General features: G+C 65.3%; 15 protein-coding genes. 5 read left to right on the forward strand and 10 right to left on the reverse strand.

Annotated elements, in window-relative coordinates; translation table 11 throughout:
- Positions 1 to 17: 17 nt before the first annotated feature.
- Positions 18 to 188: a hypothetical protein gene (locus BLT03_RS24435; protein ID WP_175537704.1), complete on the reverse strand. Its 171-nt coding sequence runs from the start codon at positions 186 to 188 to the stop codon at positions 18 to 20.
- 66 nt (positions 189 to 254) lie between these two features.
- Between BLT03_RS24435 and BLT03_RS08690 the strand changes: the two genes are divergently transcribed.
- Positions 255 to 2,969: a PepSY domain-containing protein gene (locus tag BLT03_RS08690; protein WP_092742471.1), complete on the forward strand. Its 2,715-nt coding sequence runs from the start codon at positions 255 to 257 to the stop codon at positions 2,967 to 2,969.
- A gap of 51 nt (positions 2,970 to 3,020) precedes the next feature.
- Here the strand turns inward: BLT03_RS08690 and BLT03_RS08695 are convergent, their stop codons facing one another.
- The 8 genes from BLT03_RS08695 to rpmH all read right to left on the reverse strand — a co-directional run bounded on the left by BLT03_RS08695 (position 3,021) and on the right by rpmH (position 10,643).
- Positions 3,021 to 3,890 (reverse strand): hypothetical protein, encoded by an 870-nt coding sequence (locus BLT03_RS08695; RefSeq protein ID WP_092742474.1) that lies wholly within the window; start codon positions 3,888 to 3,890, stop codon positions 3,021 to 3,023.
- A 119-nt stretch (positions 3,891 to 4,009) separates the two neighbouring features.
- Complete coding sequence (locus tag BLT03_RS08700) at positions 4,010 to 4,504, reverse strand: Crp/Fnr family transcriptional regulator (protein WP_092742476.1); 495 nt, start codon at positions 4,502 to 4,504, stop codon at positions 4,010 to 4,012.
- 84 nt (positions 4,505 to 4,588) lie between these two features.
- Positions 4,589 to 6,037 carry a tRNA uridine-5-carboxymethylaminomethyl(34) synthesis GTPase MnmE gene (gene mnmE, locus BLT03_RS08705; protein ID WP_092742479.1) on the reverse strand — a complete coding sequence of 483 codons (1,449 nt, stop codon included), beginning with the start codon at positions 6,035 to 6,037 and terminating at the stop codon, positions 4,589 to 4,591.
- Positions 6,038 to 6,228: 191 nt separating this feature from the next.
- Entirely contained in the window at positions 6,229 to 7,818 is a 1,590-nt protein-coding gene (locus BLT03_RS08710) for an ABC transporter substrate-binding protein (protein ID WP_092742482.1), read from the reverse strand.
- 141 nt (positions 7,819 to 7,959) lie between these two features.
- Positions 7,960 to 9,666 carry a membrane protein insertase YidC gene (gene yidC, locus BLT03_RS08715; RefSeq protein ID WP_092742484.1) on the reverse strand — a complete coding sequence of 569 codons (1,707 nt, stop codon included), beginning with the start codon at positions 9,664 to 9,666 and terminating at the stop codon, positions 7,960 to 7,962.
- Positions 9,663 to 9,959 (reverse strand): membrane protein insertion efficiency factor YidD, encoded by a 297-nt coding sequence (gene yidD / locus BLT03_RS08720; RefSeq protein WP_092742486.1) that lies wholly within the window; start codon positions 9,957 to 9,959, stop codon positions 9,663 to 9,665. Before yidD ends, yidC begins: the two co-directional genes overlap by 4 nt.
- Positions 9,956 to 10,465 (reverse strand): ribonuclease P protein component, encoded by a 510-nt coding sequence (locus BLT03_RS08725; RefSeq protein WP_092742488.1) that lies wholly within the window; start codon positions 10,463 to 10,465, stop codon positions 9,956 to 9,958. The genes yidD and BLT03_RS08725 overlap by 4 nt, the downstream gene beginning before the upstream one ends.
- Positions 10,466 to 10,508: 43 nt before the next feature.
- Positions 10,509 to 10,643, reverse strand: coding sequence for a 50S ribosomal protein L34 (rpmH, locus tag BLT03_RS08730; RefSeq protein WP_005798102.1), 135 nt, complete (start codon positions 10,641 to 10,643; stop codon positions 10,509 to 10,511).
- A 310-nt stretch (positions 10,644 to 10,953) separates the two neighbouring features.
- On the opposite strand from rpmH, the gene dnaA reads away from it, so the two are divergent.
- The 4 genes from dnaA (at position 10,954) to BLT03_RS08750 (ending at position 17,656) form a co-directional block, all read left to right on the forward strand.
- Positions 10,954 to 12,375, forward strand: a complete 1,422-nt coding sequence (gene dnaA / locus BLT03_RS08735; protein WP_092742490.1) for a chromosomal replication initiator protein DnaA — start codon at positions 10,954 to 10,956, stop codon at positions 12,373 to 12,375.
- A 131-nt stretch (positions 12,376 to 12,506) separates the two neighbouring features.
- Positions 12,507 to 13,625, forward strand: a complete 1,119-nt coding sequence (gene dnaN / locus BLT03_RS08740; protein WP_092742492.1) for a DNA polymerase III subunit beta — start codon at positions 12,507 to 12,509, stop codon at positions 13,623 to 13,625.
- Between the two features lie 138 nt (positions 13,626 to 13,763).
- Complete coding sequence (gyrB, locus tag BLT03_RS08745) at positions 13,764 to 16,379, forward strand: DNA topoisomerase (ATP-hydrolyzing) subunit B (protein ID WP_092742494.1); 2,616 nt, start codon at positions 13,764 to 13,766, stop codon at positions 16,377 to 16,379.
- A 677-nt stretch (positions 16,380 to 17,056) separates the two neighbouring features.
- The gene (locus tag BLT03_RS08750) at positions 17,057 to 17,656 is read left to right on the forward strand and encodes a hypothetical protein (RefSeq protein WP_175537705.1); all 600 of its coding nucleotides are present in this window, start codon (positions 17,057 to 17,059) and stop codon (positions 17,654 to 17,656) included.
- Positions 17,657 to 17,814: 158 nt separating this feature from the next.
- On the opposite strand, the gene BLT03_RS08755 is transcribed toward BLT03_RS08750, so the two are convergent.
- Positions 17,815 to 18,153 carry a KGG domain-containing protein gene (locus tag BLT03_RS08755; RefSeq protein ID WP_092742497.1) on the reverse strand — a complete coding sequence of 113 codons (339 nt, stop codon included), beginning with the start codon at positions 18,151 to 18,153 and terminating at the stop codon, positions 17,815 to 17,817.
- Positions 18,154 to 18,508 lie beyond the last annotated feature (355 nt).

Genomic DNA, 18,508 nt, shown 5'->3' on the forward strand with positions numbered 1-18,508 from the left:
GCCGAAATCGGGGCAGGCTATAAAATAACAATCATTCTCATCCAGGCGGATTCACTCTGCGCAGTGCGTGTGGCACGCTGCCGCACCGAGGTGCCCCACAGCGCCGCGCTTGCCGCACGGTAGGTGAATCGCCCAAGCGATGGAAATTGATTGTTTGTTTCGCCTTTTTCCTGGGTTCCGTCCGCCATGTCCCGCCTTTTCCTGCCCTGCCTGCGCCGCCCTGGCTCACCGGATCTCGCTGTCGAGGTATCTCCATGAGCCGCGAGGGCGCCGGCAGTCCCTCTTCGCTGGCCCTGGAGGCGCAATCGTCGGCCGCTGAAGGTGCCCCAGGTGTCCGGAGCGCCGATCGTTCCAAAGCGCGTTGGCCGGCGCTGCCATCGCTGCGGCAGTTGTGGTTTCAGGTGCACTGGTTTTTGGGCATCACCGCCGGATCCGTGCTCGTGGTCATCGGCCTGAGCGGTGCACTGCTGTCCTTTCACGAAGAAATCCTCGACGCGATCAACCCGGGGGTGCGCCAGGTGGCGCCCCAGGCAGGGCCCATGTTCACCCCGCAGCAGATCGTGGACGCCGTCAAGCACGTCCACGGCGACGAGCGCATCACCACCCTGACCTTGCAATCGCAGCCCGGCGCCGCGGCCCGCGTGATCTTTCAAGCAAAGCCTGGAGAGCGGCGGGGCGAGACGGTCTACGTTCACCCTTACACCGGCGCGCTGCAGCTCCCGCTGAAAGGGCAGGACGCCTTCGAGTGGATCGAGGCGCTGCACCGCTGGCTGCTGCTGCCCCGCGAGCCCGGCCGCGTGGCCACGGGCGTGCTGGCGCTGTGCCTGCTCACGCTCTCGCTGTCGGGCCTGTACCTGCGCTGGCCGCGCCGCCCGCTGCGCTGGCGCACCTGGCTCACGTTCGATACGGCGCTCACGGGTCGCTCGTTCCTGTGGGCGATGCATTCCGTGGTGGGTACGTGGGCGCTGGTGGTGTACCTCATGCTCACCGCCACCGGGCTCTACTGGGCTTTCGATGCCGTGCGCGACACGGTGGATGGCTGGGCGGGCCTACAGCGCCCGGCACGTGCCGCGGCCGCCGCGCCTGGCACCGGTACGAATGCCAAGGCCAAGGTCTTGCCGGAGGTGGCCGAAGCCGCACCGCTGGACCTCCAGCGGGTATGGGCCACGTTCGAGCGGCAGGCAGGGCCGTGGACCCAGGCCAGCCTGCGCATGCCCGCGCGCCCCACGCAGGCCGTCCAGTTGACCTGGCTGGCCGCAGACGCAGCGCATGACCGCGAACGCAACCGGATGTCCATCGAACCTTTGACCGGCCAGGTGTCGGTGGATGACCGCCATGCCCAGCGCAGCACTGCAGCACGCGCCCTGGCCGCCATCTACCCCCTGCACATGGGCACGTACTTCGGGCTGCCGGGCCGGCTGGCGGTGATGTTCGCCAGCCTCGCCATGCCGCTCTTCGCCATCACCGGGTGGATGCTCTACCTGGGCCGCCAGCGCCAGCGGCGCGCCACCGAGGCCGCACGCGCTGCGCAGGGGCCTTCCCTGGCACCAGCAGGCACGGGCCAACGTGCCGACACGCTGCTGCTGGCCTACGCCAGCCAGGCGGGCCAGGCGGAACGCATCGCGCTGCAAAGCGCTGGCGCCCTTCAGCGCGCCGGCCTGCGGATTGCAGTGCAGTCGATGCAGGCGATCACGCCCGAGCAACTGCGCATGCACCGCCGCGTGCTGCTGGTGGCCAGCAGCTTCGGCGAAGGAGAGCCGCCCGACAGCGCCCGCCGCTTCGCACGCCTGCTGGCCCAGAGCCCGCCGGCTTCGCTGCGGGGCGTGCGCTACGGGCTGCTGGCACTGGGCGACCGCCACTACGCCCGCTTCTGCGGTTTCGGCCATGCCCTGAACGAAGGGCTTCGCCATGCAGGTGCCGAACCATTCTTTCCCCTCATCGAAGTGGACAATGCCGACCCCGCCGCGCTGGCCCGCTGGAGCGAGGCGCTGGCAACGCTGGACGGGGCGGAGCACCTGGCACTGGACGCAGCGCTGGCAGACGACGGCCCGCCGCCGGTGTATGCGCCGTGGAATCTGGTCCGGCGCGAATGCCTCAACCCTGGCAGCCTGGGCAATCCGCTGTTCGAGGTATCGCTGACGTGCGCCGGTCCGCTCGAATGGCACCCGGGCGCCTTGGTCGAGGTATTGCCGCGCCACGCGCCCGCCGCAGTCGCCGCCTGGCTGCAAACGGTCGGGGCCAATGGCGCCGCGCTGGTGCAGCACCACGGTGCGACCATGAGGCTGGCGGAGGCGCTGGCAGGCAGCGTACTGCCACCGCCGCCTTTGGATTTCACCAGCGCGCAAGAATGTGCGGATGCGCTGGTGCCGCTGGCGCCCCGCACCTATTCTGTGGCTTCTCTGCCCGCAGATGGCGTGCTGCAGCTGCTGGTTCGCCAGGAGCGGCACGCGCAGGGGCTGGGGCTGGCCTCGGGCTGGCTCACGGCCCACGCCCCCTTGGGAACGGCCGTGGATTTGCAACTGGTGGCCAATCCGCGGTTCGACGCGGCGCCCCGCGAGGCGCCCTGCCTCTTCATCGGCAACGGGTCGGGGCTGGCCGGCCTGCGGTCGCACCTGCGTGCGCGGGTGCAGGCCGGATGCCGCCGCAATTGGCTGCTGTTCGGCGAACGCCAGCGGGCACACGACACCCTGTGTGCCGAAGAGATCGAAGGCTGGCAGGAACAGGGTTTTCTGGAGCGGCTGGACCGGGTTTTCTCACGCGACGGCGACCCCCATCGCCATGTGCAGGACCGGTTGCGCGATGCCTCGGCCGATCTGCGCGGGTGGATTGCGCAGGGCGCCATCCTCTACGTGTGCGGCAGCGCAGAAGGCATGGCCGCGGGCGTGGATGCCGTGCTGGTGGAGGTGCTCGGTGCCGAAGCCGTCGATGCGCTGATCGCCGACGGCCGCTACCGGCGCGACGTGTATTGAAGGCCTGCCGCGGTTTGGCGGCTTAGCGCCTTGGAGGCCTGATGGCCGCAGTCAGCGCAGGTCGCCGTACTGGGTATTGCTCAGGTCGGGGGCCGGTGCATCGCTCCCGGGCATTTCGGTGTCTTCGAAACCCGTAGGCGTCGATGGCAGCAATGGGCCGGAACGGGTGGTCACCCCGGTGCGGGGGGCCGGTGCTGGCGGCTTGGCCGCCGCAGCGTTGTCCAGCGCCCGCTTGAAGGCCGCGACCTCGTCCGCTTCGATCGGATCGAACGCCTTGGCGGGTGCGCGCGCTGGCGGGGCCGGTGGCACCAGGGGAGCGCTGCGTGGGGCCAGCAGCGGATCGATTGGCGGAGCGGCGACTGGCACGGGTGCCGGCGCTGGGGCTGGAATGGGCGCGGGTGGGCGGACAGGCGCCGAAGGCACGTGCGGCACCGATGGCCCGGCGACGCCGTGGGGTGCGAGTCCCTTGCTTGGCATGCCGACGGCTACGTGGTCGTTGATGCGCCAGTACACGGCCGTCACCAGGATGTCGAATCGCGTCTTGGCGGTCTGGGCGATCAGCGCTTCGATTTCACTCAGGCGGACGGTTTCGCCGCCGTACTCGCGCGCCAGGTCCATCATCACGAGGAACTGGCGGCCACGCTGGTCAAGGGAAAGGACTTTGAATTTGTAGCCCGCAGACAGCACGCCGGCCCGGACCATCGCATCGCGCACCACGGTGTAGAGCAGTTCGCGCCGCTCCATGCGCTCGTTCTTGCGGTTGGCCGCGTGTTCGGCGGCGGGCTCTGCCAGGGGTTTTCCTGCGCCACGGCCCGGCACCAGGGGCACGGTGGCATCTGCGTTCAGCAGACCGGACGGCTCCACCGCCGGGCGCTGCCGTGGAGCAGGGGGTTTGCGGTTGAACCAACTGAAAAGTGACATGCCGTGCCTTCTTCGGATAGCGCCAAAAAGTCCGAAAACGAGTGTAACGCGCGCTCCGGTGACGGATGGCGTTCGGGCCTGTATCGGCCCCGGCACAGGCCCGATAGGCCGCTCAGGTGTCAGGTCGCTGCAACACGCCGGCGGCGGTTGCCGAGCCGCTTGGACAGCACCGACCCCACCGCCATCGCCAGGCTCAAGGCCACGGCAGGTTGGCGATTGGACAGTTCAGAAAAGCGCAGCGCGGTGAGGTTCCACAGCTTGGAAGGCGCACCGGCCTGGACGGTGGCAGTGCGGGGCTTGTGCGAGAAGAAGGCGCTCTCGCCCACTACGGAGCCGGGGCCCACGATTGCCAGGCGCAGGCGGTCTTTTTCGTCTTCGTAATGCACGCTCAGGCTGCCGCTTTCCACGAAGTACAGAGTGCGGTCGCTGGCGCCCTGGGTGAACAGGGTGTGCCCCGTCGTGAGCGACATGGGCAGCAGGTAACCCGAGAGCAAATCCCATTGCTCGGTGGTCAGGGGGTTCATCATGCTGTCTTCGGCCGGCGCCTGGGCGATGGCCTGCACGAGACCGGTCAGGTCCATTTTTTGGGGATGGGTGGACAGCACAGCGTTCATAGTGGCGCGAAAGTTAAGGCGGATGCGTTCTGCGCACAAGCACTCTTTACCACTCCTTACAAAACGCAACCCTTCGCCCGCACGTCATTTGCCGATGCAAAAGCTTGAAAAGATCACGCCCAGCAGGTCGTCGGACGTGAACTCGCCGGTGATCGCATTGAGCGCTTGCTGGGCCAGGCGCAGCTCCTCGGCGAGCAGGTCAAGCGCCGGGCCGGGCGAGTGCAGTTGCGCCGCAGCCTCCATCAAATGCCCGTCCACGGCCTGCAGCGCATGAACGTGCCTCGCCCGCGCGATGTAGACCCCCTCCGCCGCTGATTGCCACCCGGCCACGTCCAGCAGCACACGGCGCAAGGCATCCAGCCCTTCGCCCGTGCGTGCCGACAGATGGACGGCCGCGTGGCCGGGCTCGGATGCGCCGGGCGCGCTGGGTGCGCCGGGTGTGGTGCCCGGGCTGGCGGCCTGATCGGTCTTGTTCCACACGTCGATCACCGGCACGTGACCTGCCAGCTTGTGCGCGATGGTGCGGGCGATGTCGGCATCGGCGGCCTGGTAGTCGGCCAGGTGCACGCGTGTGAGGTCATGCAGAAACAGCACGGCATCGGCGGCGGCGATTTCGTCCCAGGCCCGCGCGATCCCGATCTTTTCCACCTCGTCGTCGCTCTCACGCAAGCCCGCGGTGTCGATGACGTGCAAGGGCACGCCTTCAATCTGGATGGTCTGCTGCACCTTGTCGCGCGTGGTGCCTGCAATGGGCGTGACGATGGCCAGTTCGGCGCCGGCCAGGGCGTTCAGCAGCGAACTCTTGCCCGCGTTCGGCTGCCCGGCGATCACCACTTTGATGCCCTCGCGCAGCAGCGCACCCTGGCGCGTGCGCTGCATCACGGTCGCCAGCGTCTGCTGCAAATTCGATAGCTGACCACCGGCGTCGGACTTGCGCAGGAAGTCGATTTCTTCCTCAGGAAAATCGAGCGTGGCCTCCACCAGCATGCGCAGGTGGATGAGCGCATCGCGCAGCTTGTGGATTTCGCCCGAGAACGCGCCGGCCAGGGACCGGCTGGCGCTGCGGGCGGCAGCCTCGGTACTGGCGTCGATCAGGTCGGCGATGGCCTCGGCCTGGGCCAGATCGATCTTGTCGTTGAGAAAAGCACGCTCGGTGAACTCGCCCGGCTGGGCCAGGCGCAGGCCGGGCAGGCGGGGCCTGCCTTCGGGCACGCTCGCCTGCGCAGCGGCCTCCAGGCAGCGCGCGAGCAGCAATTGCAGCACCACGGGGCCACCGTGCGCCTGCAGCTCCAGCACGTCCTCGCCGGTGTAACTGTGCGGTGCGGGAAAGAACAGCGCCAGTCCCTGGTCGATGGACTGCCCGGCCGCATCCTTGAACGGCAGGTACGTCGCTTCGCGCGGGCGCAGCGTGCGCCCGCACAGCGCCTCGGTCAGTGACCCCAGGCCCCGGCCCGACACACGCACGATGCCCACGGCGCCGCGTCCCGGGGCGGTGGCGATGGCGGCGATGGGGTCGGAGTGGCGAGGCAGCATGCGGGCGATCGAAAGAGAAGGGGCGGGGGAAGAACGGGGCATGATAGCTGCGCCCTCCTGTCGCCCTGCCGCCACCTTTTTGGCGCTCGTCGTGGCACTGGACGCCCCCTGCAGGGCCTGGCGCACCGCGCCGCCAACAACGACAAAGCCCGCCAGGGCGGGCTTTGCAGAAGGTCCGGTCGATCGGGTGCTTACTTGATCGTGGTCCAGTTGGGCATCGGGCGATCGTCTGCGCGGTGCAGCGTTTCCACGCCCTTGCGCATGGCCCAGGGGCGGATCTGGTGGTGCAGGGGCAGGTAGTAGTACTCGTCCTTGACCAGCTTCAGGGCGTCGCCGATCAGCGCATCACGCTTGGGCGCATCCATCTCCACCTTGATCTGGCTGATCATTTCGTCGAGCTTGGGATCGCTGAAGCGGCCACCATTGTAGGTGCCCGCAGCCGTCTTGCCGGCCTTGGTGGACATCAGCGAGTCGAGCGAGTAAAGCGAATCGAACGTCGCCACGCCCCAGCCGAACAGGTAGGCGCTCACGTCGTTGTTCATCACGCGGCTGACGAACTGGGCCATGGGCGCGGCTTGCAGCGTGGTCTTCACGCCGATGCGCGTCCACATGGCGGTGACGGCCTGGCAGATCGCTTCGTCGTTCACGTAGCGGTCGTTGGGGCAGTCCAGCTTGAGCGAGAAGCCTTGCGGGTAGCCGGCATCGGCCAGCAGTTTCTTGGCAGCTTCGACGTCGTACTTGGCGGAGCGTTCGTCCAGGCTCTTGCTCCAGCCATTGACCATCGGCGCCACCATGGTGCCGGCGGGCACCGACAGGTTGCGCATGGTGCGGCTGTGGATGCCGGCCGAGTCGATGGCCTGGTAGAGCGCCTGGCGCACGCGCTTGTCCTTGAGCGGGTTCTTGCCCGGCGTGCCGGCACCCGGCAGTTCGTCGCGGAACTGGTCCAGGCCCAGGTAGATGGTGCGGTTTTCAGCGCCTTCGATCAGGGTGATGTCGGGGCTGGACTTCATGCGCGCCAGATCTTGCGTGGGCGGATCGACGACGAAATCGACCTGGCCGGAAATGAGAGCGGCCGAGCGCGTGGCGGCGGATTTGATGGGGGTGAACACGACTTCGTCGATGTTGCCCTTGGGCTTGTCCCACCAGTCCGGGTTCTTCTTGAGCGTGACCTTCACGTCGGGCTGCCAGCCCACCATGATGAAGGGGCCCGTGCCGTTGGCGTTGCGCGAAGCGAAGTTTTCTTCCTTGCCGGCATAGTCCTGTGCCTTGGTCGAGTTGTTCTTCTCGGCCCAGGCCTTGTTCATGATGCGCGCCTCGGTCAGCTCGCGCAGCAGGACGGGGTTGGGTCCCTTGAGGATCAGGTCGACGGTGAAGTCGTCCACTTTCTTCACTTCCTTGATGCTCTGCACGGCCGACATCATGTTCGATGGCGGCGTCATGGCGCGCGTCAGCGAGAACACCACGTCGTCTGCCGTGAACGGTGCACCGTCATGGAATTTCACGCCCTTGCGCAGTTCGAAGCGCACCTGCGTGGGGGACACCTGCGTCCACTTCGTGCCGAGCGCGGGCTGGATCTGGTACTTCTCGTCATAGCGCACCAGGCTTTCGTACACCTGCTGCAGGAACGCATGCGTGGTCTGGTGGTTCTGGGCGTGGGGGTCCACGGTCAGGATGTCGTTGGCGCCTGCCCACCGCATCGTTGCGGCATGGGCCGATCCCGCTGCCAGCAGGACCGCGATGCCCAGTGCGCTCCATTGGAAAGTCTTACGCTGCTGCTTCATTGGCCAAGTCTCCTCGTCGGTTAACGAAAGTGGATGAAAGATGCCGCGGGGGCAAGCAAGCATCGTACCCAATGAAAAACGGCCGCTGTGCAGCGGCCGTGGAATTTCTCGCGAATGCAGCGCATGGCGCTGCGTCGGAGGTCAGCGGAACTTCGGCAGATTGAACTGCGGCGGAACGCCCATGCGGGTGTTGATGATCCACTGCTGCGCGATCGACAAAATGTTGTTCGTCAACCAGTACAGCACCAGGCCGGCCGGGAAGAAGAAGAACATCACGCTGAAGATCAGCGGCATGAACCACATCATCTTGGCCTGCAGCGGATCGGGTGGCGCGGGGTTCAGCGCGGTCTGCAGCAGCGAGCTGGCCGTCATCAGCAAAGGCAGGATGAAGAACGGGTCGGGCGAAGACAGATCCCGGATCCAGCCGATCCATGGCGCATTGCGCATTTCCACGCTGGACAGCAGCACCCAGTACAGCGCGATGAACACCGGAATCTGAATCATGATGGGGAAGCAACCGCCCATCGGGTTGACCTTCTCCTCGCGGTAGATGCGCATCATCTCCTGCTGCATCTGCTGCGGCTTGTCCTTCAGGCGCTCGCGCATCTCCATGATCTTGGGGTTGATGGCCTTCATCTTGGCCATGCTGGCGTACGCCTTCGCATTGAGCCAGTAGAAGGCGATCTTCAGCAGGAACACCAGCGCCACGATCGACCAACCCCAGTTGTTCAGCACCTTGTGCAACTGATCGAGCAGCCAGTACAGCGGCTTGGCCAGGATGGTGAGCCATCCGTAGTCCTTCACCAGTTCGAGGCCGGGGGTGAGCGACTCCATCATCGTCTCGACCTGCGGGCCGGCGAACAGGCGCGCATCCACCGTCTTGGACTGGCCCGGTGCGATCTCGCCGACCGGGGTGATCATGCCGACCGAATACAGGTTGGTGTCCACCTTGCGCACGAACAGGTCGCGCTGCACGCCGCTGCCCAGCAGCCAGGCGCTGGCGAAGTAATGCTGCACCATGGCCACGTAGCCGTTCGTGGACGACTTGTCGATCTCGGCCTTGCCGTTTTCGATGTCCTTGAATTCGACCTTGTGGTACTTCTTGGCTTCGGTATAGACCGCAGGGCCGGTGAAGGTGGAATAGAACGACGACTCGCCTGGCGGCTTGTTGCCGTCGCGAACCAGTTGCAGGTACAGCTGGGGCGACACGGGCGCGGTGCCGGTGTTCACGACTTCGTGCTTCACGGCCACGTCGTAGGCGCCGCGCTTCACGGTCCAGGTCTTGGCGAGCTTCACGCCGCCCAGATCGGCGGATTCGAAGCGCACGCTGATCTCGTTCTGGCCGTCCTGCAGGTCACGGTTGCCAGCCACGACCGACATGGCCGTCTTGTGCGTGGGGTAGGTGCCGCCGATCAGGCCGGTCTGCGCCACATACACGCGCTGCGCGCTCTCATCGAGCAGCATGAATGGCTTGGACTTGTCCGCCATGTCCGGGTATTTCAGCAACTCGCCGTTCGTGAGCGAGCCGCCTTCGCTGTCGAACGTCAGGCGCAGCACGTCGGTGGTCAACGTGACGCGCTGGCGCGCAGCGGAGGGGGCCGTCTGCGGCACACCGCCCGGTACCTGCTGGGCATTCGCGGGCGCGGCTGCGGCCGTGGGGGCCGGCACGGTGGACGCGCCAGCGGCACCCGATGCGGCAGGCGACTGCGACACGGGCGTCACGGCGGCAGGCGTGGCACCGGGAAAGAAGGTGGCCTTGTGGCCGTTGTGCACTTGCCACTTGTCCCACAGCAGAACCATGGAAAAGCCAAATATCACCCACAGGATGGTGCGGCGAATGTCGTTCATGAAGACTTCTTCGTTGAGGATGGGGTGGAGGAGGCGGAAGGGGACAGGCGCGAGAACAGCCGCAATGCGCGGGGCAGTTCTTCGGGCACCGGATCATGCCCGCCATCGCACCAGGGATGGCACCGTGCCAGACGGTGCAGCGTGAGATAAGTTCCGGTCGCGGCGCCGTGCCGTTCCAGCGCCTGCAGCGAATAGGCCGAACAGGTTGGCTCGAAGCGGCAGGCCGATCCGAGCCACGGGCTCAAAACCAGGCGATAGCCGCGCACCAGCGCCATCAGCAGCGCCCGCATCATGGCACAGGCGCCGGGGCGGGTTGGGGTGCCGGCGCTGCCGCTGCAGCGTTGCCGCCGCTGCGCCGCACGGCGTAGCCGAACAGTTGCTGCAACTCGGCGCGCACCGCCTGCTTGAGGACTTCGGAGGTGGCACTGGCGAACTGCTTGCGATCGAACGTGGCGCGCAGCCTCACCACGTGGGCGGCCTGCGGCAGTTGGGGTTCGAACGTGGCGGCCACGGCATAGATCTGCCGCTTGATGGTGTTGCGGGTCACCGCGCGGCGGGCCCATCGCTTGGGCACCATGGCGCCCAGCCAGACGACGGACGGCCCCACAACCGCAAACAGGGCCTGCGGCCCTTGCGCATCAGGCAAGGAGCCGGGCCCTGTAGGAGGAGCGGGAGGTAACGCGGGCGCTGCGCCTGTGGGAGCCAGTCCCAATCGGTGCAGTGCAAAGTGTGCGGTACGGGAGACCGTTCCCCCGGCCATGGCGGCCTGGAACTGCGGACGGGTTTTCAACCGTTGCATGGGAGGGTTCCCGCCCGGAACCGGGCCGAGTGCCGTGGCGGCCTTAGACGGCCAGGCGCTTGCGGCCCTTGGCGCGGCGTGCGTTGATGACGGCACGGCCGCCGCGCGTCTTCATGCGCACGAGGAAACCGTGGGTGCGCGCACGGCGCGTCTTGGAAGGCTGGTAAGTACGTTTCATGGTCAATTCCTTGAGGGTTCGGTTCCGGGCGCAACTCGCAAGATGCGGGTTCCAGGCCCTCCGGATGCGGCACGTCGATAAGGTTCGAAGCGCTTGGCCCGGGCGTTATTGCCCTGAACGCATTCAGGGAAACCGGCGATTATTGCAGGCTTGTCCGGGCGTGGCAATGGTCGGGAGCCTCTTCCGTGGTCTGCGGGGCTTTTCAGGGCGGCTCCCGCTTGCCCCTGCGTGGTTGTGGATAACCCTTTGAAAAGGTACAATCCGCGGCCCGGAATCGTTCCTCCTATCCACAACAACAATCCCGCCTTCAATGACCGAGGAACCCTCCAGCAGCCCCGACAACGACACTGGCGCCGATGCCGGACAAGGGCTGTGGCAAGCCTGCGTAGAGCAACTTGCGCAAGACCTGCCAGAACAGCAGTTCAACACCTGGATCAAGCCGCTCACGGCCCAGGTCGCACCCGACTTCTCCAAGGTCACTCTGCTGGTGGCCAACCGCTTCAAGCTCGACTGGATTCGCGCGCAGTACGCCGGCCGCATTGCCGCCCTGCTCGAAGGCCTGTATGGCCAGCCGGTATCGCTTGAGTTAGCGCTCGCTCAGCGTGAAACCGTTGCCCGCACTTACGTTCGTTCCACGCCAACGGGCCAAGTGGTGTCGTCCGAGCCCACCCCCGCCGCCGCGGCCAGCGACGAGCCGGTGGCGGGCGCCTTCCGCTCGCGCCTGAATGCCGCGCTCACGTTCGAGACGCTGGTCGAGGGCACGGCCAACCGCATGGCGCGCTCTGCGGCCATGCACGTGGCGGGTTCGCCCGGCCATCTGTACAACCCGCTTTTCATCTACGGCGGCGTGGGCCTGGGCAAGACCCATTTGGTCCACGCGGTGGGCAACAAGCTGCTCGCCGACAAGCCCGACGCCAAAGTTCTCTACATCCACGCTGAACAGTTCGTCTCGGATGTGGTTAAGGCCTATCAGCGGCGCACGTTCGACGAGTTCAAAGAGCATTACCACTCCCTCGATCTGCTGCTGATCGATGACGTGCAGTTCTTCGCCAACAAGGATCGCACGCAGGAAGAATTCTTCAATGCGTTCGAGGCGCTGCTGGCCAAGAAGAGCCACATCGTGATGACTTCGGACACCTACCCGAAGGGCCTGGCCAACATCCACGAGCGGCTCGTCTCGCGTTTCGATTCCGGCCTCACGGTGACCATCGAGCCGCCCGAACTCGAAATGCGCGTGGCCATCCTGATCAACAAGGCCCGCGCCGAGAGCGCCGACATGCCCGAGGAAGTGGCCTTCTTCGTTGCCAAGAACGTGCGCAGCAACGTGCGCGAACTCGAAGGCGCGCTGCGCAAGATCCTCGCGTACTCGCGCTTCAACCAGAAGGAAGTCTCGATCCAGCTGGCCCGCGAGGCGCTGCGCGACCTGCTGTCGATCCAGAACCGGCAGATCAGCGTGGAGAACATCCAGAAGACGGTGGCCGACTACTACAAGATCAAGGTCGCCGACATGTACAGCAAGAAGCGCCCGGCCAGCATTGCGCGGCCGCGCCAGATCGCGATGTACCTGGCCAAGGAGCTCACGCAAAAGAGCCTGCCCGAGATCGGCGAGCTGTTCGGTGGACGCGACCACACCACGGTGCTGCACGCGGTGCGCAAGATCGCTGGCGAGCGCCAGCAGCTCACCGAACTGAACCAGCAATTGCACGTGCTGGAGCAGACGCTCAAGGGTTGATGCCGAAGTGACCCTGCACCCCCACGGAGCGCGCCCGGTTCACGGGCAAAATGGCGTGCTGGACGGCATGAGGGGGCATGGCCCATGCCGCCGTCCTGGCACGTTTCCCAAAACCACCAAAGGTTGACGACATGATTGTCCTGAAGGCAACACAAGACAAGGTTCTCGCGGTACTGCAATCGGTGTCCGGCATCGTCGAGCGCCGGCACACCCTGCCCATCCTGGCCAATGTGCTGATCCGCAAGACAGGCAACGCGCTGCAGCTGACCACGAGCGACCTGGAAATCCAGATCCGCACCACTGCCGAGCTGGGCGGCGACACGGGCGACTTCACCACCACGGTGGGCGCGCGCAAGCTGATCGACATCCTGAAGACCATGCCCGGCGACCAGACCGTGAGCCTGGAGTCGAGCCAGGCCAAGCTGATCCTCAAGGGCGGCAAGAGCCGCTTCACGCTGCAGAGCCTGCCCGCCGAAGACTTTCCCCTGGTGCAGGAATCCGCCGCGTTCGGCCCCGCCTTCAGCGTGCCGCAGAAGGTCCTCAAGGACCTGCTGGGCCAGGTCTCGTTCGCCATGGCGGTGCAGGACATTCGCTATTACCTGAACGGCATCCTCTTCGTGGCCGAAGGCCAGCAGTTGAGCCTGGTCGCCACCGACGGCCACCGCCTGGCCTTCGCCAGCGCCACGCTCGACGTCGAAGTGCCCAAGCAAGAGGTGATCCTTCCGCGCAAGACCGTGCTGGAACTGCAGCGCCTGCTGTCCGATGCGGGCGGTGAGAACCAGCCGCACATCGAGATGCAGTTCGCCAACAACCAGGCGAAGTTCACGTTCGGCGGCATGGAGTTCGTCACCAAGCTGGTGGAGGGCAAGTTCCCCGACTACAACCGCGTGATCCCCAAGAACCACAAGAACAGCGTGACCCTGGGCCGCGCGCCGCTGCTGGCCAGCCTGCAGCGCACCGCCATCATGACGAGCGACAAGTTCAAGGGCGTGCGCCTGAACCTGGAGCCCGGCACCCTGCGCGTGGCGTCCAACAACGCCGAGCAGGAAGAAGCCGTGGACGAGCTCGACATCGACTACGGCGGCGACACGATCGAGATCGGCTTCAACGTCACCTACCTCATCGACGCCCTGGCCAACATGGGCCAGGACATGGTGAAGGTCGAACTGTCGGACGGCAACAGCTCGGCGCTGCTGACCATTCCCGAGAACGAGACCTTCAAGTACGTCGTGATGCCCATGCGCATCTGACGCACCGGCCTCCGGCGCCTGAGTGGTTGCTATTGTATTTATAGCTAACTGCCATAGGAGAATATGCGCTGGAGGCTTATTTGACTCTTATTGAACATTCAGGAAACCCACCGGTTTCCACGGACCCCAAGGCCATCCATGACCGCTGAGAACACCCTGCCCGAGCCTTCCACCGACGGCGCGGGCGAAGCACAGCCCTTCAAGATCGACACCCAGCAAGTGGGCGCCAGCGAAGGCTACGGCGAAGGCGCGATCCAGATCCTGGAAGGCCTGGAGGCCGTGCGCAAGCGCCCCGGCATGTACATCGGCGACACCTCCGACGGCACGGGCCTGCACCACCTCGTCTTCGAAGTCGTGGACAACTCCATCGACGAGGCGCTGGCCGGGCATTGCGACGACATCGTCGTCACCATCCACTCGGACAACTCCATCAGCGTGACCGACAACGGCCGCGGCATTCCCACCGGCGTGAAGATGGACGACAAGCACGAGCCCAAGCGCTCGGCCTCCGAGATCGCGCTGACCGAACTGCACGCTGGCGGCAAGTTCAACCAGAACAGCTACAAGGTCTCGGGCGGCCTGCACGGCGTGGGCGTGAGCTGCGTGAACGCGCTCAGCAAGATGCTGCGCCTCACGGTGCGCCGCGAAGGCAAGGTGCACGTGCTGGAATTCAGCCAGGGCTTCGTGCAGAACCGCATCATCGAAACCGTGAATGGCGTCGAAGTCTCGCCCATGAAGGTCATCGGCGACACCGACAAGCGCGGCACCGAAGTGCACTTCCTGCCCGACACCGAGATCTTCAAAGAGAACCACGACTTCCACTACGAGATCCTGGCCAAGCGCCTGCGCGAGCTTTCGTTCCTGAACAACGGCGTGCGCATCCGCCTGAAGGACGAGCGCACCGGCAAGGAAGACGACTTCTCCGGCGCCGGCGGCGTGAAGGGCTTCGTCGGCTTCATCAACGCCAACAAGAAGGTGCTGCACCCCACCGCCTTCTACGCCACGGGCGCGCGCCCGGCCGAAACCTACGGCGGCATTCCCGGCACCGAGATCGGCGTCGAAGTGGCCATGCAGTGGAACGACGGCTACAGCGAGCAGGTGCTCTGCTTCACCAACAACATCCCGCAGCGCGACGGCGGCACCCACCTGACCGGCCTGCGCGCCGCCATGACCCGCGTCATCGGCAAGTACATCGACGCGCACGAACTGGCCAAGAAAGCCAAGGTCGAGGTGAGCGGCGACGACATGCGCGAAGGCCTGTGCTGCGTGCTGAGCGTGAAGGTGCCCGAGCCCAAGTTCAGCAGCCAGACCAAGGACAAGCTGGTGTCGAGCGAAGTGCGCGCGCCGGTCGAAGACATCGTCGCCAAGACGCTGACCGACTACCTGGAAGAGCGACCCAACGACGCCAAGATCCTGTGCGGCAAGATCATCGAAGCCGCCCGCGCCCGCGAAGCCGCGCGCAAGGCCCGTGAAATGACGCGCCGCAAGGGCGTGCTGGACGGCATGGGCCTGCCCGGCAAGCTGGCCGACTGCCAGGAAAAAGACCCCGCGCTGTGCGAGATCTACATCGTCGAGGGCGACTCCGCCGGCGGCTCCGCCAAGCAGGGCCGCGACCGGAAGTTCCAGGCCATCCTGCCGCTGCGCGGCAAGATCCTGAACGTGGAAAAAGCGCGCTACGAAAAGCTGCTGACCAGCAATGAAATCGTCACGCTCATCACCGCCCTGGGCACCGGCATCGGCAAGGCCGCGGTCGAATCTGGCAAGAGCGGCGTGGACGACTTCGACGCCGCCAAGCTGCGCTACCACCGCATCATCATCATGACCGACGCCGACGTGGACGGCGCCCACATCCGCACGCTGCTGCTGACCTTCTTCTACCGCCAGATGCCCGAGCTGGTCGAACGCGGCCACATCTACATCGCCCAGCCGCCGCTCTACAAGGTCAAGGCCGGCAAAGAAGAGCTGTACCTGAAGGACGCCCCGGCGCTCGACACCTTCCTGCTGCGCATCGCGCTCAAGGACGCCAGCGTGACCACCGGCGGCGCCAGCCCACAAACGCTGACCGGCGACACCCTCACCGCCCTGGCGCAAAAGCACCAGTTGGCCGAGGCCGTCATCCAGCGCCTGTCCACCTTCATGGACAAGGAAGCCCTGCGCGCCATCGCCGACGGCGTGAGCCTGAACCTGGACACCGTGCCCGACGCCGAAGCCAGCGCCGTGGCCCTGCAGGCCAAGCTGCGTGAGCTGACCACCAACGGCATCCCCGCCGAAGTGTCCGGCGAATTCGACGTGCGCACCGACAAGCCCATCCTGCGCATCAGCCGCCGCCACCATGGCAACGTCAGGAGCAGCCTGATCACCCAGGACTTCGTGCACGGCGCCGACTACGCCGCCCTGGCCGAAGCCGCCAACACCTTCCGCGGTCTCATCGGCGAAGGCGCCAAGGCCCTGCGCGGCGAAGGCGAAAAGCAGAAGGAAGAAAAGATCGGCGACTTCCGCCAGGCCATGGCCTGGCTCATCAGCGAAGCCGAACGCACCACCAGCCGCCAGCGCTACAAGGGCCTGGGTGAAATGAACCCCGAGCAGCTGTGGGAAACCACCATGGACCCCGAAGTGCGCCGCCTGCTGCGCGTGCAGATCGACGACGCGATCGAGGCCGACCGCGTGTTCACGATGCTGATGGGCGACGAAGTGGAGCCGCGGCGGGATTTCATCGAGACGAATGCGCTGCGGGCTGGAAATATCGACGTCTAACGACACCGATATCTTGTTTAAATAGCCGCTCGAAACGGCATCAAATCAATGACTTAAAGCAGATGCCTCATGGTTGGGCGACCATGGGGCATGGTTTAGTCATCCATGGATTGGCACAGACGTCAGATGGCCGCAGAGCGCGCTCCGTGAGGCTTTCTCAGCCCAAGCCCGCTTCATGCTTTGCATCAGGTTGGGGGCTGGCTGTGGTGATACTGATCGCAGCGGTGATCCCTTACTTGTCCCCGACGAAAAGGGAACTGAACGAATTGAGGGCCGAGCGGCAGGCACTTTTGGTCGACATGGATCGGCTCAAGCAGGCAGGCGCGGGCGGAGGCCTTCGGTTCAGGTAACGCAGTGCAATGACAGAGGGCGTTTGAAGACCTGTGTGCGCGTGCAACCTGACTCGCCCCGCTTTGCAGGGGGTTACATGCTCATTCCTGTTCCGTGATGCACGTGGGCTAACCCCGTCGGATCGTCTGGGATCGTCCTACATCCCTGCTGCTGAGCCCTTCCTAAGATGGTTCCCAGGGCGCAGCAACACGCTCGTCCAACCATTTTCTAAGGCATGTGCCCGGTCCATCCGGGCGGAGACGGATCCCGCAGCCATCGGGCAACGCCTGCCTGCAGCGGCAGCGCCTCAACCACATGCCTGACGCCACCCGACAGGAGCGTGAGACATGACCACCACTGTTTTTCAGGACATGCACACCAAGGCGATGGCCTGGTGCCGCGATTTCGAGCAATATAAGGAAGAGTGCAAGGTGTTCGCCGAACGCCTGCGCATCGACTACATCGTGTATCTCGGCGCGAAGTCGACCGATGTCGAGTTTTACGTGCTGGATGAGCGCCTGGAGCGCTTACGCGACGAGGGCACCACGCTGTCGCCGCGCCTGCAGGTGGGCGACGACGGGTTTCTGTATTTCGGCCTGACGCTGTTTTTCAGGGCGGAGTCGCAGTGCTTGGAAGAGCACGTGCGGGTGGGCATCCAGCGGGGCAAGAGCCAGTGGCGGGTGCGCTGGAACCAGATCGAGGCGAACTATGCGCCTGACGGACCGCACCAAGCATTCTTCGACAAGGTGACGGCGGCGATGATGGAAAAGTTCGCCACGCCGTTTCGCAAGATCCGGGGGCAGCTGGGGTTCGTGCCGGCTTTTGCCAACGACCATCTGCAATTGCTGCCGGTGGCGGAGACGCGCATCGCGGCCGATGCACAGCAGGTGGGTGGCGGTGCGGCGGGGAGTGGCGGTGTGATCGGGGGCGGCACCGTGCCGACCTGATCGCAGCCTGTGACGCCGAAACCCTCGAATGAGAGGCGGACTGCGAGATGCCAGGCGGCAGCGCTGAAGATTTTTAACGCATCTGACGGTGGAGGTCGCAAGAAGCAACGAAGGCCCGCGCGGGGCCTTCGTTGTTCATCGGCCATTAACGGTGGCCATTAACGGTCGTTCTTGTGGCTTTGGCTGCCAGCGCGGGCATGCTGCTCGCTGCTGCCGCCACGGGTGCCACCAGAGTTCGAGCCCGAGTTGGACGAGCCGCTGGTGTTGTTGGAGCCTTGGCCACCGTGGCTCTTGGAGCCGGCGGCACGGGCTTCTTCCGAGGTGAACTCGTGCGCGTTGCCGGAAGCGTGGGCTGCGCGGCCGCCTTCAGCGGCGATTTCGCGTTGGCGGTCGCTGTCCATCGATGCGAAACCGCGGTTAGATTGACCGCCTTGGTTGCCGCCCTGGTTGCCGCCCTGGTTGCTGTTTTGGTTGTTGCCTTGGTTGCTGTTAGCCATGGAAAACTCCTTGAATTTTGGATAAGAAAACACGTGGCGAACTCCGCGTGCAGGGATAAGTTGCGCGCACCATCCGGGGGCCTGGCGTAGGAGCGGTCCGACCCGGCAGTAGGTGCAGGGCGAACCGGAGTAACGAGGCGTGCCAACGTTAACGGTTTGCTTTCAACCGTATCACGCAACAACGGCTGAGAACTTCGGCTGAGTTGTCGCTATCTAGGGCCGTTTGGTCTTTGGACGACCGCTCCCTGGGGAAGTTTGTTTGACGACTGTTGATGGGGTTTGCGAGATGCCTCGTTCAATAGGCGCTGAAGGTGCTTGGCGATGAAGCACACTGACCATTCGCACCGCATCCACT

Origin of the sequence: Paracidovorax valerianellae (assembly GCF_900102625.1) — a bacterium.
GTDB lineage: Bacteria > Pseudomonadota > Gammaproteobacteria > Burkholderiales > Burkholderiaceae_C > Paracidovorax > Paracidovorax valerianellae.